Below are 24,302 nucleotides of genomic sequence, written 5' to 3'. Positions count from 1 at the left end.
AGAAAGCAAGGATCATTTCCGGGGGCAACCGCATTGTTGGTCGAGGCCGCGATATTTGCCCGCGGGAAGAATTGTCCGGGCTTTTCAATCATCGCCGCTGAGATTTCGCCGGGATTGTGGACAAGGTCGAACGGCGTGTTATTGCTTGGCAACGAAAGGCGCAGAATCGCGACCCGCTTTCTTTGCCGACTGACGTTTCGGAATGGAATGAATGGCAACAACGGTGACCGACGATCAGCGCAAAAGCGCGGCTAATCTTTCGGGTTTCGATCTCGATTTCCCGGCGCAGCTGCGCATGATGGGGCGTGCCTTCTGGACCTCGCCGGTGCGCACCCGGCTGATCTTGCTGTCGATAGCGCTGCTCACGGTGATATTGCTCACCGCCTATGGGCAGATCAGGCTCAATGAATGGAACGCGCCGTTTTACAACGCGCTGGAGCGGCGCGATCTTGCCGCCTTCATTCACCAGCTAGAGGTCTTCGCCATCATCGCGGGGCTGTTGCTTCTCCTCAACGTCATCCAGACCTGGCTGAACCAGATGACGGCGCTGAACATGCGCGAGGGTCTTGCCAAGGATATGGTGGATCAATGGCTGAAACCGGGGCGTGCCGCCCGCCTTGCCGGTTTCGGCACCATTGCGATCAACCCCGACCAGCGCCTGCATGACGATGTCCGCAATCTGGCTGAAAGCAGCACGGCGCTTTCCATCGGTCTCGTCAATGCAACGATCCTGCTCGTCAGCTTTATCGGCGTCCTCTGGTCGCTCTCGGCCGGCTTTGCCATCACCATCGGCGGCGATACCTATGCGATCCCCGGTTATATGGTCTGGGCGGCGATCCTTTACGCCGGTTCCGCTTCCCTGCTCAGCAATCTTGTCGGTTATCGGCTGGTGGGGCTGAATGCCGAGCGTTATTCCAAAGAGGCGGAGCTTCGCTTCTCACTGATGCGGGCCAGCGAAAATCTTGCCGCCATTGCCCTTGCGCGCGGCGAAAAGAACGAAAGGCGGCGGATCGGTATCGATATTGATGCGGTGCTCGGCGTCATTCGCGGGCTTGCCATGGCACTGACACATCTGACATGGGTTTCGGCAGGATATGGCTGGCTGGCGGTGGTGGCGCCGATCCTGATCGCGGCTCCGGTTTATTTCTCCGGCAACCTCACCTTCGGCGGGTTGATGATGGCCGTCGGTGCGTTCAACCAGGTCAACACGGCGCTGCGCTGGTACATCGACAATTTCGGGCCGATCGCCAGCTGGAAGGCGACGTTGCAGCGCGTTTCGGTGTTCCGTAACGCGCTTATCCAGATGGACAGCGTCGAACAGCACGGCCTGGCGATCGATCTGCAACGCAGCGCGGAGAATGAAAAAATCCGCCTCCAGTCGGTAGTGATCTGCCGCGATGCGGGTGGGCAGGATCTGGATCGCGGCTTCCAGCTGCGCGAGAGCGAAGTCGAGATCGGGCCGGGCGAACGGCTGATGATCAATGGTGAGCAGGGCGTGAACCGAAGGCTGCTGTTTGCGGCCATGGCGGGCCTGTGGCCCTGGGGACAGGGCAGGATCGAGATGCCCGAGCAGTCCGACACGCTTTTCATTGCCCAGCACGGCTATCTGCCGGCGGGATCGCTGCGTGAAATCCTCGCCTATCCGCGCGCGCCCCAGCGTTTTGCCGATGCGGATTATGTCTCGGCGCTCACTGCCTGCGGGCTCGGCGAGATGGCATCCCGTCTCGAGGAAAATATTCGCTGGGACAAAAAACTGGATTCAGACGAGCAGGCCAGCATCCGGGTGGCCAATGCCCTGCTGCTGAAGCCGAAATTCGTCGTTATCGACGATTTGCTCGAAGGGCTGGAAAAACAGACGCAGGATACGCTGGCGGCAGTTCTAAACGGGATCGAGGGTGCGGCGATCATCTATATCGGCCGGTCGGAAACATTCCTGTCGGTTCTCGCCCCGGCTGTGGCGCATCTCGACCACACTGCGCAGAAGGAAAATATCTCCAGGGCCGGGAGCGCTCCGGAATAGGTCATCGGGCCATTCGGCTGTTTGGGGCGGACTAGAGCCGCAAATGCCATTTGTCTGAATCGAGCCGCTGCTGTTTGGCAAGGCTTATGGTGGTGTCCGGCTCCACCTGCGAACGCAGGGCAAGGGTGCCGGTCGCCAGGCTGATGGCGACGACGCTGGCGACAACCACGACGATACGGTCGTAGCGCTGCTGTATTGTGTTGTTTCCACTCCAGTCATAGGCCATTCGCACGCCCTCGCGTTTTTTGGAATCGTGCCTCATCATGGTTAACCGAAGCTTACGATGGCTCTGTGATTCCTTGCTGTTTTGGAAGGGCTGCCGCGACAAATCGGCTATTGGCGGATGGGGTGCGGTTGTTTAAGTCCGGCAGCGGGAGGCTTGTGAAAGGACTTTGAGACATGGACCAGCAACCGCCCGCCGATATGGAACTCACGCTCAGAACGCTTGCGATGCCCGCCGATGCCAACCCGGCCGGCGATATTTTCGGCGGCTGGGTCATGTCGCAGATGGACCTTGCCGCTTTCGTCCGCGCCAATGATGTGGCCGGCGGCCGCACCGTTACCGTCGCAGTCAATGAGATCGTCTTCAAGAAGCCGGTCAAGATCGGCGATACATTGTGTGTCTACACCAAAATCGAAAAGATCGGCCGCACCTCCGTCACGTTGAAGATCGAGGCCTGGACCCGCAGGCACTATCAGGATTCACGCGAAAAGGTGACGGAGGCCGTCTTCATCATGGTCGCGGTGGACGACAACGGCGATCCGCGTCCCGTCCGCAAGGAGGCGTGAGGCGGCATCCTCATTTTCTTTTCAAAGCAAATTCCGAAGCGCCTGCGAAAGATTAAAAGCAATAGGCGTTTCGGATTTTTCGCAATTCGATATCCGTCCGCTCAATACTTTAGAAATATCCAATTTATTTATCAATTTTTGCGATCAAGATATGGAATAGGACGGGGATCAGGCTTTGACCATTCCAGGTGTTGTTATTGTCGGCGGCGCTCACGGCACGCTCGCTCTTGCCCGAAGCCTCGGCGCCCTGAATGTGCCTGTTTATTACCTCACCCACGATTCCCCTTTGCCGGGTTGGTCGCGTTTCGTGCGGGAAACAATCCGCTGGGCCGGCCCGCATGATGCCGGGGCACTGCCGTTTCTGCGTCAAATGGCCGACAAGCATGGTTTGAAGGGCTGTCTGCTGGTGCCGTCCGGCGACGGAGAGGTCCAGCTCGTTGCGCAGCATCGTGAGGAACTGTCCTCGCTCTACAAAATCATCCTGCCGGATTGGACGGCCCTGCAATGGCTCTGCGAAAAACCGCTGCTTTATCAGCGCGCCGCGGAACTTGGCGTCAATATTCCGCGAACCTATGCGCTGGCATCGGCCGCTGACATCGATACGCTGGACATATTGTTTCCCGTCATTCTCAAGCCGAATATGGGCGGTGGCGATACCACCATCGCCAGGGCGAAAGTCATTCGCGCCGATGACCGACATGCTCTGAAAACGGCTTTTGCCGATGCGAGTGGAGAGATCGGCGCCGGCAATGTCGTCGTGCAGGAACTCATTCCGGGTGGGGGAGAAAGCCAGTTCTCCTACGCGGCGCTGTGGCTGAACGGAGAGCCGGTAGCGGAATTCACTGCCCGGCGCGCCCGGCAATATCCTGTCGATTTCGGCTATACCAGCACCCGCGTCGAGGTCGTCGACAACGGGCAAGCGGTTGATGCGGCCCGAAAAATACTGAAATCGGCCGGCCATAGCGGGCTGGTCGAGGCGGAATTCAAGCTCGACGGCCGGGACGGCAAGCTCAAGCTTCTCGATGTCAATCCACGCCCATGGTCATGGTTTGGCCTTTGCTCGGCGGCGGGCATCGACCTTGGCGCCCTGCTGTGGCGGGTCGCCAATGGCGAGCCGGTCGGCCAGCCTGGCAATGTGCGGCCGGGCGTTTCCTGGTCCTATCTTGTCCGCGATGCCGTTGCCGCCTTCACATTGGCCCGGAGGGGGCAGGCGAAAATCGGCGACTATTTCGCGTCTCTGGGCAAGATCCGCAGCTGGGCCGCCTTTGCGCCGAACGATCCCTTACCGGGCCTGATCGATCTGCCGCTGACGGTCTCGAGAGTCGTGAGAAAACGCCTTCTTCCCGGCCTGACATCAGGACAATCGGGGAGGATGTTTTTTCAACCGGTAAAACGCCTTGTGAAATATGGGGCCATAAGGGCGGGGCTGGAGGTGAGTTCTCTCCCGGCCGTCCGTTCGGCATTTCCGTCTTTTGCCGGTCGCGGTGCGATCTTTACGCTTCATCATGTGCGCCCCGGAAGGGCTGTTTCGGCTTTCGCACCCAATGTGCAATTGTCCGTCACGCCGCAATTTCTGGAAGAGGCGATACAGGCCGCTCTCGAATGCGGTCTCGTTCCCGTGCATCTGCACGATCTGCCGGCTCTGCTCGCCGATAATCACGAAGGCCGGTCGTTCTGCGCCTTCACGCTCGATGACGGCTATCGAAACAATGCCGACTATGCCGCGCCGATCTTCCGTAAATATGCCGTTCCCTACACGATTTTCATCACGCCGGGTTTTGTGGAGCGAACACGCAGCCTCTGGTGGGAAACCGCTGCTGCCCTGACGCAGAAAGCCGCGTCGTTCGAATTCGATTTCGGGGCGGGGCCGGAGCAGGTGGCATGCGCCAGCCCTTCGCAGAAAGCGGAGGCATTCACGCGGCTTGAAGATTTTGTCCAGAACTTTTCGGAGGACGAGGCGGTGGAAAGGATCGATCGTGCCGCGAGGCAGCATGGCGTCGATCCCATCGCGATCGTGGACGAACTTGTCATGGATGAAGATGAGCTCAGGGCGCTGGCGCAGGACCCTCTGGTGCATTTCGGCGGGCATACCATGACGCATGTGAATATGCGCAAGGTCGATGCGGCGCGTCTGGCTTATGAGATTGCGGAATCGGCGCGCCGGGTGGAAGCCTATGCCGGCCATCGGCCACGGTCCTTTTCCTATCCCTATGGCTGGGTAAAGGCCGTGGGAGAACGTGAAGCGAAAGCGGTTCACGATGCAGGATTTTCCGCAGCCGTGACCACGCAGGCTGGCGTTATCGGCCCTCACAGCCTTGAAAAGCCGACGCAGTTGCCGCGTGTATCGCTGAACGGACGCTTTCAGAAAAAGCGCTTCGTCAAGGCGCTCATCTCGGGCCTGCCCTTCCGGTTCATCTAGCGACGTTGGTCGTTCGCCATCTCTCGGCCGTCTCGCCATGTATGGCTGCGGCCTGCGTTTGGCGTTCTCTTTGCCGTTTCCGATTTCCTCTTTCGTTCTTTGAACCTCTTTGCGGCTGAATTGGCCAATCCGAAAAGCTGCGCCATAATTTTTGTTATTCACATCCATTTATCTATTGATTATAAATAAATTTATCGACGTAAAACATTACAACTTTTATGAAGGCCTCGCCCGTGCTGCTGATTTTTGCCGATGATCTGACCGGAGCGCTCGACGCCGCCGCTCCCTTTGCCGGGCGTGGGCTGGCGACCGAGGTTGCGATCGGGCTTGACGGTGTGCGTGCGGCGCTGGCGGATGCGCCTGCCGTCCTCAGCGTCAATCTCGGCTGCCGCGATGGCGAGGCGGATGAAGCCCGGCGTCGCACGCAGGAACTGCTGGGGCTGGTTCCGGCCGATACTATTCTTTTCAAGAAGATCGATTCCCGCCTGAAAGGGCATATTGCGGCGGAAATGGATGCGATTTCCTATCGGCACGCGCTTGTCGCGCCCGCCATTCCGGATTTCGGACGCGTCGTTATTGGCGGAGCCGTTTCCGGCTTTGGCATGGAAGCTGCCATACCGGTTCATGAAAGGCTGGGCGGACATGCCGGCCGCTGCACGATACCCGATACGCGATCAAAGGGCGATATCAGGGAAGCTCTCGCCGCTGCGCAGGCGGAAGGGGCCGATCTTCTGGTTGGCGCGCGTGGGCTTGCCGAGGCACTGGCTGAAGCGATGACGGCGCAGGCTGTTCCTGAAGCGGCGTTCATTCCACCCGGCAGGGGGCTTTTTGTCATCGGATCTCGCGACCCAATCACGGTGCAGCAGATTGACGTTCTCAAAAGCATTGGGCCTGTCTCGGTCGTGGAGGCGCCGAATGGCGTCGTGCCACGACACACCGATGACGGTGCTGGTCTGACTTTGGTTCAAGCGACGCAGGGTACGGAAAATCTGTCGCCGCTTGCTGTTTCAGACCGGTTGGCGGAAGGCGTCGTGCCGCATTTTACCGCCAGGGCGGCAAGGCTGCTGTTATCGGGTGGAGCCACAGCCGAAGCCGTGCTTCGGGCCATGGGTGTTTCGCGCTTGCGTCTTGCCGGCGAATGCCTGCCGGGTCTCGGGGTCGGCTGGTCTGGCAATCAATGCATCATTGCGAAATCCGGCGGTTTTGGGCAAGCTGACACGTTGAAACGGATCGCGAAAATGATGCTTGGCGACAATGACGCTGGAGAGAGCTGACCAGATGGGGCTGATGAAAGAAACGGCGCGCAAGGCACTTCCGGACATTATTTTCGAAAGAATGCACCGGGCGATCAAATCCGGCGCCTACAAGCCGGATGAGCGGCTGCCGACAGAGCATGAACTCGCCATGGAATTCGAAGTGTCGCGACCCGTCGTGCGCGAGGCGTTGCGGCGGCTGCGCGAGCAGGGGTTCATTTATTCCCGCAGAGGCTCCGGCAGCTATGTCAGGGCTTTTGGCCTGCGCGAGCCGCTTGGCTTCGGGCAGCTTGAAAACGTTGCTGATCTTCTCAACTGTTACGAATTCAGGCTGACGCTGGAGCCGGCTGCGGCGGCCGCGGCAGCCTTGCGGCACGATGGCGAGAGACTTGCGGCGATCCGGAAGGCGCTCGAACTGATGCGGGATGCGACCAATCGCCAGTCCCACCGCGAGGATGCCGATTATCAGTTCCACCTCGCCATCGCGCGGGCGGCGCGAAACAGCTATTTCTCCACCGCGATGGAAGCGCTCAAGGACCATATTGCAATGGGAATGAAGTTCCACGGCATGTCGGTGAAGCGGGAGGCATCCGGCCTGACGCGTGTTTTCGCCGAGCATGAGGCAATCGCAAAGGCGATTGCCGATGGGGACGCAGAGGCGGCGCGCCAGTTGATGCTCCAGCATCTAACGGGATCGCGCGACCGCCTGTTCGAGTCTTCGCACGCGGATTAAGCGGATGGCCGAAGGCCGATGTACGTGTCCGCGCACCGGGTTCTCTCAGAAGGCGTGGCGGTAAATGCCGAGCACGTCCTCGACGCTCATGTCGACGGGATTATTGTCCATCAGCCGACGGATGGCATGCGCATCCTCAGCGTAGCGGGGAAGATCGGCCTCAATCGCGCCATGCCGTGCGAGCGACATTTCGATACCGAGCCCGGCACAGAAATCCGTTGCCGCCTTGCGCAGATCATCAGGGGAAAGGTGCTCGCGAAGCCCGAGCGCTCCCGCCACTTCCGCCGTCTTCGCCGAAACCGCAGGCTGGTTGAAGGCCAGAACGTGCGGAAAGACGATTGCGTTTGCCAGCCCGTGCGGCAGGTTGAGAAGCGTGCCGAGCGGATAGGCGATGGCGTGGCCGGCCGCCGTATTGACCGGGCCGAGGCAGATGCCGCCATAATAGGAGGCAAGCATCATGCCTTCCCGCGCTTCAGTATCCGCACCGTCGCGGACGGCGCGCGCCAGATATTTGCCGACCAGTGCAAAGCCCATGCGCGCGAAACCGTCGATCATCGGATGGGCCTTGCGGTTGGTGAAGGCTTCGACGCAATGAGCCATGGCATCCACCCCGGTTGCCGCCGTAACGGCTGATGGGACGGAATAGGTGAGTTCCGGATCGAGCACGGCGAAATCCGCGATCAGATAAGGGCTTTCGACCGCGATCTTGTTGCCTTTCACCGGGTCTGTGATGAGCGAACGGATGCCGGCCTCCGAGCCGGTGCCGGCAGTGGTGGCGATCTGCACCAGCCGTGTGTCGCGCCCGGTAACCCTGTTCGGCCCTGCCACGTCTTCAAGCGACTGGCTGGAATTCCAGAGGGCAGCGACCAGCTTCGCCACATCCATTACCGAGCCGCCACCGAGGCCGATGACGAGATCCGGCTTGGCGGCGCGTGCTGAGGCAAGGGCGGCATCTAGCGTTGTGGTGTCCGGCTCGCCGGGAATGGCGTCGAAGATCGTGAAAGGGCCCTGCAATTGCAGCCGTTCGGCAAATTTTGCCGTCAACGGTGTGGCGATAATCAGGGTCGATGCGGTTTTTCCCGCCCAGGTGCCGACCTGGGAAATGGTGCCAGCGCCGACGGCAAGCCGTCGTGGCTGGTGGATGAGAATGGGAGCTGTCGACATGGTGCTCATTCCTTCCGCTCCTTGCCCGCCACCAGCTTGCGCGCATAGGCGATGGCCGCATTCATGTTGCCGTGATTGGCGATGCCTTTGCCGGCGATATCGAAAGCCGTGCCGTGATCGACGGAGGTGCGGTCTATCGGCAGATCGACGGAGACATTGACGGCGGTGTCGAAGGCGACAAGCTTGATCGGGATATGGCCCTGATCGTGATATTGCGCGACAACGAGATCGAAAGCACCGGAATAAGCCCGGTGGAACACGGTATCTGCGGAAATCGGTCCCTGCACCTCGATGCCTTCGGCGCGTGCGGCGGCGACCGCCGGTGCGATCTGGTCGTCATCCTCTGTGCCGAACAGGCCGTTTTCACCGCAATGCGGGTTGATGCCGGCAACCGCGATGCGCGGCCGCTCGTAACCGATGCGTTTCAGATGCGCGTTGCCGGCGCGGATGGTCGCCAGCACCCGCTCCGTCGTCGCGCGGCGAATGGCTTCCTGCAGGGAGACATGAGTGGAAACGTGAATGACCTTCAGCCGTTCGGAGGCGAGCAGCATATAGGCGGCTGAGGAGCCGGTGAGGCTTCGCAACATGCCGGTGTGCCCGTCATAATGGTGACCGGCGAGATTCAGGGCTTCCTTGTTGATCGGCGCGGTGACGATGCAGCCGATTGCGCCTGCTTCGGCATCGCGAACGGCCTTTTCGATAAAGCGGAAAGCGGCGTCTCCGGCCACTGGCGACAATGTACCCCAGGGCAGCGGCGCGCCCTCCACAGGCAGGTCGACCACATGTTGAGTGAGATCGATATCAACGCCGAGCGCATCCCGCGCCGCTTCCAGCGTGGCGAGGTTGCCGTAAATCCGCGTCGCCGCACGATCCGGGGCGGACATTTCTGCGAGCGCCCGCACCGTGATCTCGGGGCCGACGCCGCAGGGGTCGCCCATGGTGATGCCAATGATGTTGCTCATCTTTGTCTCCCGTCGTTCTCGTTAGCCCAGCCGGGCGCCAGCCGGACATATTTGATTGCGCGGCGATGATAGGTGTAGCTCGCATGCAGCGTACCGTCCGGCGCTTCCAGAAGCCACGGATAGGACATTTCCAGATTGCGCCCATCGGTCGAATCGTTCGAAAGGCAGGTGCCCGGCCCGTCTTCGATCAGGATCCGAGTGGTAAAACTGCGCCCGTCATCATCGGACAGGCAGATCGAAACCGGCGCGCGCGGCACGCCCCAGACCGGCACACAGCCGCCGCTCGGATCGGCATCGGGCCTGTCGTCTTCCTCTCCCAGCTCGTCATAAAGCGAGGCGCGGCGGTCGCTCGACTGCGCGGCGTTGACGGGGTTGCAGATCATAGCCAGCCTGCCATCGTTGAGCCCGATCACGGCAATGGAGGAATTATTGTTGGGCACATCGGTCGGCTGCGGCTTTGACCACGAGCGGCCCTCATCGGCGCTTTCCGTGCGATAAACGAAATCGGCCTGACGGCGGCGGAAGAAGGCGGCGTAGTGGCCATTCGTCACCGCGACCGGGCTCATATGCACGCATCCGGTCGATTCCTGTAGTTCCTGCAATTGCCAAGTCGCGCCATTGTCCGTGGATATGCCGACCGCTGCCGTATCGTGGCTGCCGTTCCATTTCTGGCCGGGGCGCTGGATGCAGCGGAAGATCGGCAGCAGCCAGGCGCCGTCATCGCGGATGCGAAGCGGCGCGCGGATGAAACAGCCCTGCGGGAGATCGAGAAAACGTCCTTCCTCGGAAACAAGCTTTTCCGGTGCAGTCGCGTCGCGGTGGATTCGCGCCATGCGAATGCGGCATTCATCCTGATTGCCGGAGGGTTGGGCTGTGTGAAACAGCCAGAGAACGCCATCCGGCGCAGTGAAGAGGACCGGGTTCTGTTCGGAATGGGCGGGGTCGTGGCTCAGGCGCTGCGGCGGTCCCCAGCGGGTTGCGTCCGCTGTCAGCACGGATGCGAAAATCGAAATATCCGATTTTCCTTCCAGCGTGCCGCCGAACCAGGCGCAGAGCAGGCTGTCGTCATCCAGAAGGTGCAGGAAGCTCGCATGGTTCTGGATCATGGGCGACGGCAGGAACGCTTCCTGCCGGTTTTGCGACACGGCATGGATGGCTCCGGTCATGGCGTGAGCGATGTCATCAGGGGTCATCGTGGTCTCCTCTTGTCCTGATGAAAATGACATATTCGAAAAGTTGTCAAGTTTATTTGATAAAAAAAGAGGATCATATGTTTTTGATTTTTGGAATTAAACTTTTGTTTTTAAATGATAAAAATAAGAGATTTGGCTTGAATAAAAATTGTCTTAGAAAAATAAATTGACAAAAAATGCGATACCGTCGATGCTCTGTCTACGGGTGGAGGAGACAATCATCCGCATGTCATGCTCCTCAATGCAGGAGACGGGGATTTTTCAGATGCCCCTTGCGGTGCGCCGCCATGTTGCTGAATTTCTGAATCTGGGAGGAGAACGGAATGAAGAAGTCATTGATTGCGGGCGCCCTGGTCTTGGGTTCCCTCAGCGCCGCGGTTTCCCCGGTGCTTGCGGCATCGGGGCCGATCAAGATCGTGCTGGCGGAAGAAGCTGATCTGCTCGAGCCCTGCATGGCCACCCGCTCCAATATCGGCCGCATCATCATGGAAAATGTCAGCGAGACGCTGACCGAGCTTGATGTGCGCGGCAAGAAGGGTGTTCAGCCGCGTCTTGCCGAGAAGTGGGAGCAGAATGCCGATGGAAGCTGGCGTTTCCACCTGCGTGAAGGCGTGAAGTTTTCCGACGGCACGACATTTGACGCCAAGGACGTCAAGCACAGCTTCGAACGCATCATGAGCGACAAGAACGCCTGCGAGTCCCGCCGTTATTTCGGCGGCATGACCGTGACCCCGTCGATCGTTGACGACCACACGATAGACTTCAAGACCGAACCGGCGCAGCCCATTCTGCCGCTGCTGATGTCGCTCGTCACCATCGTTCCCGAAGAAACCAAGATGGAATTCATCCGCGAGCCCGTCGGCACCGGGCCTTACAAGCTGACCAACTGGACGCCGGGCCAACAGATTGTCCTCACCGCGCGCGACGATTATTGGGGCGCCAAGCCACAGGTGACGGAAGCGACCTATCTTTTCCGCGCCGATCCTTCGGTTCGCGCCGCCATGGTGCAGACCGGCGAAGCCGATCTTTCGCCTTCCATTTCCCAGCTAGACGCTACCAACACGAAGACCGACTTTTCCTATCTCGACAGCGAGACGGTCTATATGCGTCTCGATCACAATATTGCGCCGCTGAACGATGTGCGGGTGCGCCGCGCGCTCAACCTCGCCATCGACCGGCAGGCCTTCCTCGGTACGCTGGTTCCGGAAGGTGCCGTGCTGGCCACCGCACTCGTTCCGCCGACCACGCTTGGCTGGAACCCTGACGTCAAGGTCTTCCCCTATGACCCCGAGGGCGCAAAGAAGCTGCTCGAAGAAGCCAAGGCTGCCGGTGTGAAGGTGGATACGCCGATCACCATCATCGCACGCACCGCGAATTTCCCCAACGTCACCGAGATCATGGAAGCGATCCAGCAGCAATTGCAGGATGTCGGCTTCAAGATCGACCTGAAATTCGTGGAGGTGGCCGAGCACGAAAGCTATTACTCCAAGCCCTTCAAGGAAGGCCGAGGACCGCAGATCGTCGCCGCCATGCACGACAACTCAAAGGGCGACCCGTCCTTCACCATGTTCTTCAAATATGCCACCAAGGGCACGCAGTCCGGTTTCTCGGACAAGAAGGTGGACGATCTGATCGAACGTGCATCCGCAGCCGTGGGTGACGAGCGCGCCAAGCTCTGGTCGGAACTCATCGCTTATCTGCACGACGATGTGGTGGCGGATGTGCTGCTGTTCCATATGGTCGGCTTCTCCCGCGTCTCGGAACGGCTGGACTTCAAGCCCACCATCGCCACCAACTCGATGCTGCAGCTTTCGGAAATCGGCATCAAATAAGACCCCGCGTCTTGTCAATTGAGAAGCGGCGGCGCGGCGAAAGCTTCGCCGCCGCATTGAAAAACCGGAGGCAACCATGCTGAGCTTCATCCGAAAACGTTCCGTTGCAAGCCTGATCTCCCTGATCGGCCTCATCGTCATGGTTTTCTTCCTGTCGCGCCTGACGGGAGACCCGGCCGCGCTGTTTCTGCCGGTGGAGGCTTCGGAAGAGTTGAAGCAGCAGTTCCGGGCGTTGCACGGGTTGAACGATCCGCTGATGGTGCAGTTCCTGCGTTATGCGGGCGATGTGATAACGGGTGATCTCGGAGAATCGCTCAGAAAAGCCCGCCCGGCGCTGGATGTGGTGCTGGAGGCTTTCGTCTGGACGCTGTGGCTTGCAGTTGTCACCATGTCGCTCGTCACCGCCGCCGCCATCGTCATCGGTTCGCTTGCGGCTTTCCGCTCCGGCGGCTTCTTCGACCGTATGGCCTCAAGCATCTCGCTCATCGGTGCATCCGTGCCGGATTTCTGGCTGGCGATTGTCGCTATCGTCGTCTTCTCCGTCAATCTCGCCTGGCTGCCCACGTCAGGAACGGGCTCCGTGCTGCACTGGATATTGCCGATCGCAGTCCTGTTCGTACGCCCCTTCGGCATTATCGTGCAGGTGGTGCGCGGCTCGATGATCGGCGCTTTGTCCTCGGCCTATGTCAAAACGGCACGCGCCAAGGGCGTGAAGTCGGGTCCGATCATCTTCATTCACGCCTTGCGAAACGCCATGCTGCCGGTCATCACCGTCATTGGCGATCAGGCGGCAAGCCTTCTTAACGGCGCGGTCATCGTCGAAACCATTTTCGGTTTTCCAGGCGTCGGCAAGCTGATGATCGATTCCATTCTTCAGCGCGATTTCAACGTCGTGCTGGCCGCCATTCTCGTGACCGCGCTGGCGATCTTCCTGATGAATCTTCTGATCGATATCGCCTATGCGCTCCTCGATCCGCGTATCCGGCACTGAGGAGGCCGTTCAGCCATGAGCCTTTCCAGCGCCGACACCGAGATCATCGCCGAGCCGTCCTTCGCAACGCGTATGCTGCGCATGTTGTGGGCGGATAAATTCGCGCTTTGCGCCGCGATCTTCCTCATCATCGTCGTTATCCTCGCTTTTGTCGGCCCGGCATGGCTTGGCGATCTGGCGACGAAACAGAACCTGCGCGGGCGCAACCTCGCCCCGTTCGACTGGCAGCGCGAGTGGTATTTCTGGCTGGGGGCGGATGCGCTCGGCCGTTCGCTTCTCGCGCGCATTGTCGCTGCCACACAAAACACGATGATGATCGCCGCCGGCGCCGTGCTTCTCTCCGCCGTCACCGGCACCGTGCTCGGGCTGATCGCCGGTTTTTCCTCCAACCGGGTCGGCCAGATCATCATGCGGCTTGCGGATGTGATCATGTCGTTCCCGTCGCTCTTGATCGCGGTCATCGTACTTTATCTGCTCGGCTCCTCCATCCTCAACCTGATGCTGGTTCTCGCCATCACCCGCATTCCCGTTTACATCCGCACCACGAGGGCGGAGGTGCTGGAGGTGCGCGAACGTATGTTCGTGCAGGCGGCGCGCGTGATGGGCGCCTCTGGCAAGCGCATCCTGTTCCGCCACATCCTGCCTGTGGTGTTGCCGACGCTGACGACGCTCGCCACGCTCGATTTCGCCTATGTGATGCTGGCGGAAAGCGCGCTGTCCTTCCTCGGCATCGGCATTCAGCCGCCGGAAATCACCTGGGGCCTGATGATTTCGCAGGGACGGCAATATCTCACCAATGCCTGGTGGCTGTCCTTCTGGCCGGGACTTGCCATCATTCTCACCACCCTGTCGCTCAACCTGCTTTCCAACTGGCTGCGCATCGCGCTCGATCCCGTGCAGCGCTGGCGGCTGGAAATGAAAGGCCGCAAGCATGGCTGACCATCTTCTCGACGTGCGCAACCTTTCCGTGGAGTTCCACACCGCAAGCGGTGTCGTCCATGCGGTGAAGGATGTCTCCTACCATATCGACCGTGGCGAAACGCTGGCCATCCTTGGCGAAAGCGGCTCGGGCAAGTCGGTATCGTCCTCGGCCATCATGAACCTCATCGACATGCCGCCCGGACATATCAGCAGCGGCCAGATATTGCTCGACGGCCAGGACCTTCTGACCATGCCGGCCGAGGCGCGCCGCGAAATCAACGGCCGGCGTATCGCCATGATCTTTCAGGACCCGCTCAGCCATCTCAATCCGGTCTATACCGTTGGCTGGCAGATCCGTGAGGCGATGACCACCCACGGCATGGACAAGGCAAAGGCCGAAGCGGAGGCGAGGCGGCTTGTCGCCCGCGTCGGCATTCCCGACCCGGACGGGGCCTTGAAGAAATATCCGCATGAATTTTCCGGCGGTCAGCGCCAGCGCGTGATGATCGCCATGGCGCTGGCGCTTCGGCCCGATCTCCTGATCGCGGATGAACCGACCACCGCGCTTGACGTGACGGTGCAGGCCGAGGTGCTCTCGCTGCTCAAGGAATTGCAGCGGGAGACGGGCATGGCCGTGCTCATCATCACCCACGATCTCGGCGTCGTTGCCGAAATCGCCGATCGCGTGGTGGTGATGGAAAAGGGCGTTCTGGTCGAGGCTGGCACGGTGCGCGAAGTCTATCGCAATCCGCAGCACCCCTATACCCGCAAGCTCATCAGCGCAGCACCCGGCAGGGGCGACATGCACGAGCCGCAGGCGGCGGGCGAAGCGCTGCTCAGCGTGCATGATGTGCGCAAGCGTTACGGCGCCTTCGAGGCGCTGAAGGGCGTTTCCTTCGACCTCATGGAAGGTGAAACCATTGCGGTCGTCGGCGAAAGCGGTTCCGGCAAATCGACGCTGGCGCGTATTCTACTTCGCCTCGACGAGCCGGATGCGGGCAGCGCCTTGTGGAAGGGCCGTGATCTCTTCAAGCTTTCGCCTGCCGAACTCTTTGCGCTCCGGCGCGATTTGCAGATGGTGTTTCAGGACCCCACCCAGTCTCTCAATCCGCGCATGACGGTGTTTCAGCTGATTTCCGAGGCCTGGGTCATCCATCCGGAGATATTGCCAAAGGCAAGATGGCGTGAGCGGGTTGCCGAATTGCTGCATCAGGTGGGTCTCTCGCCGGAACATATGCGCCGTTATCCGCACCAGTTCTCCGGCGGCCAGCGGCAGAGGATCGCGATTGCCCGCGCATTGGCGCTGGAGCCGAAGCTCATCATCTGCGACGAGGCAGTCTCGGCGCTCGATGTTTCGGTTCAGGCGCAGGTCATCGCACTGCTGGACAAGCTGCGCCGTGAAATGGGCCTCTCCTTTATCTTCATCGCGCATGATTTGCCGGTGGTTCGGGATTTTGCCGATCACGTCATGGTCATGCAGCGGGGAGAGGTGGTGGAGTTCGGCACTGTACGCCAGGTTTTCGAAGCGCCGCGCGAGGCCTATACCCGTGCCCTTCTATCCGCGAGCCTCGATCCCGACCCCGATATGCAATCCCAGCGCCATCCGGCCGTTGCCGGCGACGCCATCGCAAATTCAAGCGGAGTTCTTTCATGAGCAAACAAGCTTTCGTCGCGCTCGTCACCTGTTTCAACGAGGACGAAACCATCAATTACGAAGCGACCCGCGCGCAGGTGCGCCGCCAGGTGGCGGCGGGCAACAACATCATGTGCGCCGGCACAAATGGCGATTTCACCGCGCTGACGCATGCGGAAAAAATCCGGCTGACGGAAGAGGTGGTGGACGAAGTTGCCGGCCGTGCCAAAGTCATCGTGAATGCGGGCATGCCCGCCACATTCGAAACCCTGCAACTTGCCAAAGCCTTCGACCGCATCGGCGTCGACGGTATCGCCGTCATCACGCCTTTCTTCATCGCCTGCACGCAGGATGGCTTGATCCGCCATTTCTCCATGGTGGCTGACGCCGTTGAAACGCCGGTCTATCTTTATGACATTCCCGCCCGCACCCAGAACCACATAGAACCGGAAACCGCCCGCAAACTCGCCACCCATGGCAATATCGCCGGCATCAAGGATTCCGGCGGCGCGCAGCAGACGCTCGAAGCCTATCTTCAGGTGGCAAAGGAGATGCCCGGTTTCGAGGTCTATTCCGGCCCGGATCACCTCGTTCTCTGGTCGTTGCAGAACGGTGCGGCAGGCTGCATTTCCGGCCTCGGCAACGCGCTGCCGGATGTACTTGCCGGCATTCTCAATGCTTTCAACGCCGGCGACATCACCGAGGCCGAACGCCAGCAGGCAATCTACGCCGACTTCCGCACCGATCTTTACGCCCTCGGCTTCGCACCGGCCATGGTCAAACGCTCGCTTTATCTCCAGGACTCTTCCGTCGGCGCCAGCCGCCAACCGGCCCTTCTGCCGAATAAAGAGCAGGATGAAAAAATCCTGGAAATCCTGCGGCGTTATCAACGGATCTGACGCTGCTATCGAATGTGACGCGCACGGCTGCAGATCGTGCGCGTCACCTTAAAAATATCTGCGAAAACGACCAGAAGCCGATGCATTTCCCCAGCCTCACCCATGACGAATAATTTGTGACACAAACACGAAATTCCCCTTGTCAGCCCGGCTATTGATGTTTAATAGGAGCGCGCAACGCAAGCGTTCGCGCATGCGGAGAGGTGGCAGAGTGGTCGAATGCACCGCACTCGAAATGCGGCATACCTGCAAGGGTATCGTGGGTTCGAATCCCACCCTCTCCGCCATAATTTTCCTTGGGTGACAAGGTTTCTCTCTCAATGTTAGATTAGTTGTATTCACTTAATTTGTGACACGCCTCATTTTCGAGCGGTAGGGCCACATTGTCGGCACTGCGCCGATGATGCTGTAGGTTGGACGGAACATTGCAGGTCCGGCAGGCATTCGAGATGAGCGCCCGCCGGTGTGCATTAGCGCTTTTGACTTACAACGGATAGGTTACCCTTTGTGGGCCGCACCAGAGAAGACCCGGTCAGCCCAAACACAAGCGATTCGATCTCTTCCCATGGTAGATTAAGATCATTCGCAATATCGCGCTTCGTGAGGCCCTTGGACCAAAGCGTAGTGAAAACTTTTGCTAATAGTGTAGAGGTTTCGCGGTCAACTCCAAGCGGCTCAGCACTTCGGTAACCTTGTTGGCCCAGTTCAATAACTATTGACCTATAAGTCCAATCAGACAAAATCTTAATTTGATTAAGCCTCATGGCAAGCGCCATCGCAGAAACTTTCCAGCGTGCCTTAGCTCTGATGATTTGTGATGCGCTATAAATCTGGCCAACAGAATTTTTGACATCCGCTTCAGGCATTAAAAAAGCCGATGCGAATTGATTTGCCTGCCGCTCTGCGTCATCCTCCGGCGCGGATTCAGCTTGGGCGTGAAAATGCAAAACTAAGTGCCCTAGCTCATGTGCCGCGTCAAAGTTTGAGCGTTCGGCAGTCTTTTTCTGGTTCAAAAATATGTAAGGGTGATCGGCATGCCAAAACGAGTAAGCATCAACATTCTGCGTATTTTCGGAAAGAGACAGAACACGAATGCCTTTTGATTCAAAAAGCTTCAATATGTTGCCGATTGGGCGGTCACCTATACCCCAGTGCTGACGAAGCAATCGCGCAGCGACTTCAGGTCTATCTTGCTCGACGCTCAGATCAATCAAATCTGGCGCTGGCAGCTGAAAACGCTCGTCAATCCAGTAATACAGTGAAATCCCATTGGAACCAGCAGCCAAAGATGCGTTACGCTCTGCAGCCTTCATTTTCTTTAAACTACGAAAGGATACCGACTGAGGCTCTAACACTTCTGGCTTATCCATAAAAAAGAAGGCTCGGGGATAACCCAAGGCTTTTACAAGCTTTTCTATGGTAGCATCATCCGGTTGATGCCCATTCTCGACTTTTGAGACCGTGACCTCGGTAAGCCCAGATACTTCGGCAAGTTGTTTTCCCGATAGCTTTCTTCTATGGCGAGCTACCTTCAATCTATCTGCGCAGAACATTATGCTTTATCTTTAAAAATCACTGGCACATCAAAATCGTCCATCGGCCCGGTGTCCAGATCAATTGCCAGTTCCCACTCCCCATCGGGGCGATCAACGAAAATTCGTTCCACGAATCCGGCATATCTCTTATTTCCAATCACGGGGCAAGAGACTTCGACGCTACCGTCTTCACCGACCATTACGAAATATGTTCTAACTTGATCACCCAGCGGATCGTTAACATCAGCAGGTGGCAGGCGGTCTGTGTCACTTTCTAGGGCAACACCGAAATAATCAAATAACGGCACAGGACATAGTTGGGCTGTGCCGTTACCTTTTGCAGAGCGCGGCATCGGTGCGAATATTAAATCGCATGCTCGATCTACATTTTGGTAGCCGAGGCGAATACCGAGTGTGCGATTAATCACCGCCTCTACGCCTAACGTTCGATCCACAACCCATTCACTGTCTAGCGTTTGACCTCTCAACGCACCGACGCCATGAATGTAGGCCAACGTCCCAGGCGCATTCAGAGGCATTAAAGGGCTTGCATCATCGGCAGCCGCTCTTGCAGAATCCCGTATCGTCAATATTTGTTCTAGGGTGAGTCCAAAATCAGCTAGACGCTGTTTCGCATCTGATGGGTTGTCAAGAATTGCAGTGCGGAAAGGCGACATGGTGCATCTCTCGTTTAAGAATCTCACCCTCATAAGAGAGGAAAAAAATTAAACGCGCAAGGCCTAAGTTTCGTGGCGGAAATTTGCGCGCTTATGGAAATAAATCCTTGGCCCCCTTTCCGGGGCATCCTACGCGTGATCGACAAAAGCCGTTGGAGATCACGATGGCGACAATCAGAAAACTCAGAGGGCGCTGGCAAGCACAAGTGCGAAGGGAAGGCGCGGTATGAAGCCGCGCTGCAAGAGCTTCGACACTTTGTCACGTTTTCTCAGAACCCGCACTCAGCGAGAAATGCTCTGCTGGCAGCCAGATCATCCAGAATGCTTCCCGCATTGCGCGGATCGCGCTCCTGCTCGATGGTGATATAGCCGCCATAGCCAAGTTCCGTCAGAAGGCTGCGGATGGCTGGATAGTCGATTGAGCCGCGACCGATAGGGCACATGACGCCTTTGGCGCAGGCGTCGAAGAAGCGGATGCGTTCTGCCATCACCTCCTCGAAAACCGCAGCGTCGATATCCTTGAAATGAATATAGTCGACGCGATCCCAATAGCGGCGAAGCGTGGTGACGGGGTTCATGCCGGAATAGGCCATATGGCCGGTATCGAGGCAGAGGCCTGCCAGATCGGCGGGAATGTCCTCGACGATCTGCTGCAACTCATCGGCAAATTCGATGTAGCCGCCAGCATGGGGGTGGATGGTGGCGCGCACGCCATATTTTTCGCGGGCGAGCGTTGCGATGGCGCGGATGTTCTCCACCATGCCTTTCCATGCGCCGCCATCGAGGCGCGGCGCGCGGTCGGAATGGCCGGCGGCATAATCCCGCTCGTCATGTCCCCAGTCCATCACCGTCAGATAGGGGGCGGAAAAGCGTTGGCCGGCATGGGGTTCCGGTTTCGGCAGGCGGGTGATCAGCGCGCAGATCTCGTCGGTCTGGCGCAGCAGATTGTCGCGGTTGTCCGGTGAGACCAGATCGTCGAAGATCGTGCCGGCGACGATCTTCAGGTCGCGCTCGTCCAGCGCCTGCGAAACACGCTCGAGGTCGAGCGGCAGATAACCGTAGGGGCCGAGTTCCAGGCCGCCGAAACCGGCGGTCTTCGCCTCGTCCAGCACCTTTTCCCAATGGGGCAGATGGGGATTTTTGACGTCGTCGACGCCCCAGCAGCAGGGAGCGGTGGTGATGGTGATCCGGTTGGTCATGGCATCCTCGTGGCGCAATTGACGCCGGGCCGCCTTGTGCGGCCCGGAGCAGGTCTCAGCGGCTGATGGTGGCTTTAAGGGCGTCGATGGAGGACTGGATGCCCGCCTCGGTGGACATGGTGAAATCTTCCATTTCCAGACTGACCCAGCCATCGTAACCGGCCATGCGCACCACGGAGAAAAATTCCTTCCACCATTGCAGATCATGGCCGGCGCCCACCGCCACATAGTTCCAGCTGCGGTTGGCGACGTCAGTCACCTCTTTAAGCTCGAGCAGGCCGTTCACATCCGCCAGTCCGCGTTCGATGCGGGTGTCCTTGCCGTGGCAATGGTGGATCGCGCTGCCGAGTGAACGGGCGGACGCGATGGGATCGGCCCCCATCCACATCAGGTGCGACGGGTCGAGATTCATGCCGACCGTCGGGCCGACCTCATTGCGCAGGCGGAACAGGGTTTCCGGGTTCCAGACGAGCATGGCAGAGAAATTCTCGAGCGCATATTTTTCGACGCCCGCTTCCTTGGCGAGCTTCACAAGCCCGTGCCAGAGCGGAAAGGCGCGATCTTCCCATTGGTAACGGTCGCGCTCCGGCATCTCGTTCGGCCAGCTCTTGGTGTAGACGAGCCAGTTCGGCACGGTGTCACCCGGCGCTGCTTCCGGCAGGCCGGACATGGTGACGATCTTCGTCACGCCGATTTCACCCGCCAGCCGGACGGTGTCCTCAATCTCCTTCAGGTGGCGTTTGCCCATATCGCCGGGATCGAGCGGATTGGCGGAGCAATTCAGCGCAGCGATTTCGAGGCCACGGGCCTCGATTTCTTTGAGCTTGGATTTGAGCAGACCCTTATCCGCCAGAAGTTCGTCGGCCCGGAAATGCGGGCCGCTTGACCAGCCGCCGCCGGTCATCTCTATGCCCTCGACACCGAGCGCGACGCATTTGTCGAGCATATCGGTGAAGGGCAGGCTTGCCATGACGTCAGTACAAATTGCGAGTTTCATAGTTCATCTTTCCGAGGAGGTATGGGGACGCGCCTGAAGAGGAGGAGGACGGGAGAGTTGTCCGGCGCGCCCCCAAGCTGGTTAAGCGAAATCGACCCAGGCGGCGTCGGCATCGGCCGAACGGACGCAGTTTTCCAGCCAGCGAACGCCTTCGGTGCCGGCGGTGATGCCGGGATAATGGTGGGTTTTCAGGAAAGCCCTGTCACCGCGATTTGCCGCGTCGATTGCCTGGGAGATCCAGAGATAGATGTTCGACCAGCTATCGCCGAGACCTTCGGTATGCAGCGCGCCCATGCGGTCGATGGCGAGGCTTTCCTGTTCCAGATAGGGCATGCCGTGATGCAGGATGCGGCCGGGTTCGCCCTGAACCTCGTAGATCAGCTGATCGGGATGGGAATCGGACCACTCGAGCGACGCCTTGGAGCCGACGAAACGGTAACGTTGCGATCCCATATTGCCGGCATTGACGGAGGAGACCCAGAGGCGGCCGCGTGCGCCATTGTCGTAGTGCATCAGAACGGTGGCGTGGTCCTCCAGCGGCGCGCGCGTGGGGATGAAGGCCTTGCGGTCGCAGAGCAGGCGTTCCACCTTCATATGCGGCAGCACGACTTCCGAGAGATAATAGAGATGCGTGCCGATATCGCCCAGCACGAAGGTCGGGCCGGCGGTGCGGGGATTGGTGCGCCATTTGACGGCCTCGCCCGCGCCCACATCGTCACCGGCATTGAAACCATGGGTATATTGCAGGTCGACGATACGGATGTCGCCGAGCATCCCCTTTTTGACCATGGCCGCCATCTGGTGGACGAGCGGATGCCCGGTAAAACCATAGGTGACGCCGACGATCAGGCCCTTCTGCTCGGCCAGCCGCGCCACCTCGTCGCATTCGGCCACGGTGAAGAATAGCGGCTTTTCGCAGATAACGTGCAGCCCGGCTTCAAGGCAGGCCTTGGTGATCTCGTAATGGGTGAAATTGGGGGTGGCGATGGAGACGACATCCACGCCGTCTTCGCGTGCCGTCTCGCCGGCAATCAGCGCCTTGTAATCCGCATAGCAGCGTTCCGCCGCCACGCCGAGATTGACGCCGAAGTCTCTGCCCCTTTCGGCATCGAGGTCGAAGGCGCCCGCAATGAGTTGGTAGTTGCCGTCGCGCAGGGCGCCGGTGCGGTGCTTGTAGCCCACCTGTCCCGTGCGTCCGCCGCCCACCATGGCCCAGCGCAGCGGGCGTGAAATCAGTCTTTCTCCGTTGATCATGTCAGTCGTCTTTCCATTTGATGTTGCGAATGGCCGCGGCGGGAGGCGGGGTCTGCCTCGGGCTTGGGCGCCGGTTTGCCGCGTCATTTCTTGAAATAGAGGTCGATATAGTCCTGCATCTTGGTGCGCATGAACCGGCTCGATTCATCGGCCCTGTCCTCCCAGGCGAAGACGCAGGAGGTCATGATGCCGTCAAAGCCGATTTCGGAAAGCGTGCCGAAGAAGTCGTCCCACGGCACTTCGCCCTGGCCGATATTCAGGTGCTGATGCACCCGCGCCTGTGTGCCCGGCGGATTGAGGATATAGCGAAGCCCGGAACTGGCCTTGTGGTTGAAGGTATCGCCCACGTGGACATGGGCGAGCACATCCTTCGCCTCGCGCAGCATCGCCTTGGTGTCGTCGCCGAAATAGAAGGTATGCGGCGCGCAATAGAGGAATTTGACGTTCTTCGAATTGACCGTGCGGATAATGTCCAGCGCCGGTTGCAGCGTTTCGCACCAGTCTTCCGGATGCGGCTCGACATGCAGGTTGATGTTTTCGCGCTCGAAGATCGGCACCAGTTCTTCCATCGAGCGCCACCAGGCATCCTCGCAGGCCTCGATCATCGAGCCGGTATGGCAGCAGTAGCAGGAACCCTTGTCGGGATGCGGTCCGCGGCCGAATTCGGAGTTCATCGTGTCGACCTCGAGTTCGATGGCGATCTCGATGGCACGTTTCCAGTGTTTTACCGCCGCCTGCCGTTCGGTCTCGTCATTGGAGGCCCAGCGATACATCGGCAGCAGCGAGGCGATGCCGACATCGGCGTCCTTCAGCGCCTTCTTGAAAGACCTGATCCGCTCGGGAAAGACGCGTGGCGCCTTGAACCATTCGAGGAAATCGGCGCGCGGGCTGAGTTCGATCCAGTCGTAGCCGAGTTCCTTCACCTTGGCGGGCAACGCATCGAGGCTGGTGAAACGGTGCATGTGGGGGTCGATGGCGATTTTCATCGGTCTTGATCCTTGTCTATGTCTTAATTTGATGGCGGCTGCGGCGGATGGCCGTCATGGCTGGCCATGTAATTTTCCACCTCGGCACCGAGATCGGCGAGCGCCTCACCGCCAGCCATCAGATCGGTGATTTCCTCGCGGGACTTCTCGCCCTTGCGGAAATTGGCGGCGACTGCGCCTCGGATCAGCACGGCGAAATGGTCGCCGACGGCAATGGCGTGGGTGATCTGATGGGTGATGAAGATCACCGCGATGCCGCGCTTGCGCGCTTCCAGCACGATGCGCAGAACGTGGGACGCCTGTTTCACACCAAGCGCCGCCGTCGGTTCATCGAGGATCAGAACGCGTGCGCCAAAATGTACTGCGCGGGCGATGGCGAGCGATTGCCGTTCGCCGCCGGAAAGCCCGCCGATCAGGCGGTCGCCGTCATCGATGCGGGTGATGCCGAATTCCTGCACTGCCTTGACGGCGATTTCGTTGGCTTTCTTGCGGTCGTAGATCCGGAAGGGCCAGAAGCCTTTGGTGGGTTCTGCGCCGATGAAGAAGGAGCGGCCGATGCTCATCAGCGGAAAGGTTCCGCCGAACTGGTGCACGGTGGAAATGCCCATGCGCTGCGCATCGCGCGGCCCGTCGAAATTGACCGGCTGTCCATCCATCAGCACTTCGCCGGAACTCGGCTGGTAGACGCCGGCCAATGTCTTGATCAGCGTGGATTTGCCCGCGCCATTGTCTCCCAGCAGGCAGAGCACCTCGCCGGCGCGCACCTTCAGCGAGATATCGTGCAGAACATCGATCGGGCCGAAGGATTTATTGACGTTTTTAAGTTCGAGAATGGGTGTCGACAT

Annotated in this window: 21 protein-coding genes and 1 tRNA gene; 11 read left to right on the top strand and 11 right to left on the bottom strand. The window is 59.3% G+C overall.

From position 1 onward, the window contains the following. Nucleotides 1–211 precede the first annotated feature (211 nt). Entirely contained in the window at nucleotides 212–2,020 is a 1,809-nt protein-coding gene (locus CFBP4996_RS19185; RefSeq protein ID WP_080854184.1) for an ABC transporter ATP-binding protein/permease, read from the top strand. Between the two features lie 31 nt (nucleotides 2,021–2,051). On the opposite strand, the gene CFBP4996_RS19180 is transcribed toward CFBP4996_RS19185, so the two are convergent. Beyond that, nucleotides 2,052–2,285 (bottom strand): hypothetical protein, encoded by a 234-nt coding sequence (locus CFBP4996_RS19180; RefSeq protein ID WP_080854185.1) that lies wholly within the window; start codon nucleotides 2,283–2,285, stop codon nucleotides 2,052–2,054. Nucleotides 2,286–2,419: 134 nt separating this feature from the next. Here CFBP4996_RS19180 and CFBP4996_RS19175 point away from each other — a divergent pair, with 134 nt between their 5' ends. The 4 genes from CFBP4996_RS19175 (at nucleotide 2,420) to CFBP4996_RS19160 (ending at nucleotide 7,214) form a co-directional block, all read left to right on the top strand. After that, the gene (locus CFBP4996_RS19175) at nucleotides 2,420–2,809 is read left to right on the top strand and encodes an acyl-CoA thioesterase (RefSeq protein WP_035260778.1); all 390 of its coding nucleotides are present in this window, start codon (nucleotides 2,420–2,422) and stop codon (nucleotides 2,807–2,809) included. 175 nt (nucleotides 2,810–2,984) lie between these two features. Further along, nucleotides 2,985–5,228 (top strand): polysaccharide deacetylase family protein, encoded by a 2,244-nt coding sequence (locus CFBP4996_RS19170; protein ID WP_080854186.1) that lies wholly within the window; start codon nucleotides 2,985–2,987, stop codon nucleotides 5,226–5,228. A 233-nt stretch (nucleotides 5,229–5,461) separates the two neighbouring features. Beyond that, nucleotides 5,462–6,502: a four-carbon acid sugar kinase family protein gene (locus tag CFBP4996_RS19165; RefSeq protein ID WP_080854857.1), complete on the top strand. Its 1,041-nt coding sequence runs from the start codon at nucleotides 5,462–5,464 to the stop codon at nucleotides 6,500–6,502. Nucleotides 6,503–6,506: 4 nt separating this feature from the next. Next, on the top strand, nucleotides 6,507–7,214 hold the full coding sequence (locus CFBP4996_RS19160; RefSeq protein WP_035260774.1) for a FadR/GntR family transcriptional regulator: 708 nt from the start codon (nucleotides 6,507–6,509) through the stop codon (nucleotides 7,212–7,214). 45 nt (nucleotides 7,215–7,259) lie between these two features. Here CFBP4996_RS19160 and CFBP4996_RS19155 read toward each other — a convergent pair whose 3' ends face one another. Genes CFBP4996_RS19155 through CFBP4996_RS19145 form a run of 3 tightly spaced genes read right to left on the bottom strand, consistent with a single transcriptional unit; the run spans nucleotide 7,260 to nucleotide 10,533 of the window. Beyond that, a complete protein-coding gene (locus CFBP4996_RS19155; RefSeq protein WP_080854187.1) occupies nucleotides 7,260–8,387 on the bottom strand; it encodes an iron-containing alcohol dehydrogenase in 1,128 nt (375 codons plus the stop codon). Further along, complete coding sequence (pdxA, locus tag CFBP4996_RS19150) at nucleotides 8,384–9,340, bottom strand: 4-hydroxythreonine-4-phosphate dehydrogenase PdxA (RefSeq protein WP_080854188.1); 957 nt, start codon at nucleotides 9,338–9,340, stop codon at nucleotides 8,384–8,386. The genes CFBP4996_RS19155 and pdxA overlap by 4 nt, the downstream gene beginning before the upstream one ends. Beyond that, a complete protein-coding gene (locus CFBP4996_RS19145; RefSeq protein WP_080854189.1) occupies nucleotides 9,337–10,533 on the bottom strand; it encodes a sialidase family protein in 1,197 nt (398 codons plus the stop codon). Before CFBP4996_RS19145 ends, pdxA begins: the two co-directional genes overlap by 4 nt. A gap of 323 nt (nucleotides 10,534–10,856) precedes the next feature. On the opposite strand from CFBP4996_RS19145, the gene CFBP4996_RS19140 reads away from it, so the two are divergent. From CFBP4996_RS19140 to CFBP4996_RS19115, 6 genes are all read left to right on the top strand, one after another. Next, the gene (locus tag CFBP4996_RS19140; protein ID WP_080854190.1) at nucleotides 10,857–12,365 is read left to right on the top strand and encodes an ABC transporter substrate-binding protein; all 1,509 of its coding nucleotides are present in this window, start codon (nucleotides 10,857–10,859) and stop codon (nucleotides 12,363–12,365) included. A gap of 76 nt (nucleotides 12,366–12,441) precedes the next feature. Continuing rightward, a complete protein-coding gene (locus CFBP4996_RS19135) occupies nucleotides 12,442–13,356 on the top strand; it encodes an ABC transporter permease (RefSeq protein ID WP_080854191.1) in 915 nt (304 codons plus the stop codon). Nucleotides 13,357–13,371: 15 nt separating this feature from the next. Beyond that, a complete protein-coding gene (locus CFBP4996_RS19130; protein ID WP_080854192.1) occupies nucleotides 13,372–14,295 on the top strand; it encodes an ABC transporter permease in 924 nt (307 codons plus the stop codon). Continuing rightward, nucleotides 14,288–15,931: an ABC transporter ATP-binding protein gene (locus CFBP4996_RS19125; RefSeq protein ID WP_080854193.1), complete on the top strand. Its 1,644-nt coding sequence runs from the start codon at nucleotides 14,288–14,290 to the stop codon at nucleotides 15,929–15,931. The genes CFBP4996_RS19130 and CFBP4996_RS19125 overlap by 8 nt, the downstream gene beginning before the upstream one ends. Further along, entirely contained in the window at nucleotides 15,928–16,809 is an 882-nt protein-coding gene (locus CFBP4996_RS19120; RefSeq protein ID WP_080854194.1) for a dihydrodipicolinate synthase family protein, read from the top strand. Before CFBP4996_RS19125 ends, CFBP4996_RS19120 begins: the two co-directional genes overlap by 4 nt. A 197-nt stretch (nucleotides 16,810–17,006) precedes the next feature. Beyond that, a tRNA-Ser gene (locus CFBP4996_RS19115) sits at nucleotides 17,007–17,096 on the top strand. A 183-nt stretch (nucleotides 17,097–17,279) separates the two neighbouring features. Here the strand turns inward: CFBP4996_RS19115 and CFBP4996_RS19110 are convergent. The 7 genes from CFBP4996_RS19110 to CFBP4996_RS19080 form a co-directional block, all read right to left on the bottom strand. Further along, complete coding sequence (locus CFBP4996_RS19110; RefSeq protein ID WP_080854195.1) at nucleotides 17,280–18,362, bottom strand: helix-turn-helix domain-containing protein; 1,083 nt, start codon at nucleotides 18,360–18,362, stop codon at nucleotides 17,280–17,282. Next, nucleotides 18,362–19,021 (bottom strand): hypothetical protein, encoded by a 660-nt coding sequence (locus CFBP4996_RS19105; RefSeq protein WP_080854196.1) that lies wholly within the window; start codon nucleotides 19,019–19,021, stop codon nucleotides 18,362–18,364. The genes CFBP4996_RS19110 and CFBP4996_RS19105 overlap by 1 nt, the downstream gene beginning before the upstream one ends. A 269-nt stretch (nucleotides 19,022–19,290) precedes the next feature. Continuing rightward, nucleotides 19,291–20,220 (bottom strand): sugar phosphate isomerase/epimerase family protein, encoded by a 930-nt coding sequence (locus tag CFBP4996_RS19100; RefSeq protein ID WP_080854197.1) that lies wholly within the window; start codon nucleotides 20,218–20,220, stop codon nucleotides 19,291–19,293. 55 nt (nucleotides 20,221–20,275) lie between these two features. Then, the gene (locus tag CFBP4996_RS19095) at nucleotides 20,276–21,217 is read right to left on the bottom strand and encodes a sugar phosphate isomerase/epimerase family protein (RefSeq protein WP_080854198.1); all 942 of its coding nucleotides are present in this window, start codon (nucleotides 21,215–21,217) and stop codon (nucleotides 20,276–20,278) included. An 81-nt stretch (nucleotides 21,218–21,298) separates the two neighbouring features. Continuing rightward, a complete protein-coding gene (locus CFBP4996_RS19090; RefSeq protein ID WP_080854199.1) occupies nucleotides 21,299–22,471 on the bottom strand; it encodes a Gfo/Idh/MocA family protein in 1,173 nt (390 codons plus the stop codon). An 83-nt stretch (nucleotides 22,472–22,554) separates the two neighbouring features. Continuing rightward, nucleotides 22,555–23,457, bottom strand: coding sequence for a sugar phosphate isomerase/epimerase family protein (locus CFBP4996_RS19085; protein WP_080854200.1), 903 nt, complete (start codon nucleotides 23,455–23,457; stop codon nucleotides 22,555–22,557). Nucleotides 23,458–23,480: 23 nt separating this feature from the next. Further along, entirely contained in the window at nucleotides 23,481–24,302 is an 822-nt protein-coding gene (locus tag CFBP4996_RS19080; RefSeq protein WP_080854201.1) for an ATP-binding cassette domain-containing protein, read from the bottom strand.

The sequence above is a fragment of the Agrobacterium leguminum genome (assembly GCF_005144435.2).
GTDB lineage: Bacteria > Pseudomonadota > Alphaproteobacteria > Rhizobiales > Rhizobiaceae > Agrobacterium > Agrobacterium leguminum.
This window is presented reverse-complemented; position numbering and strand designations above follow the sequence as displayed.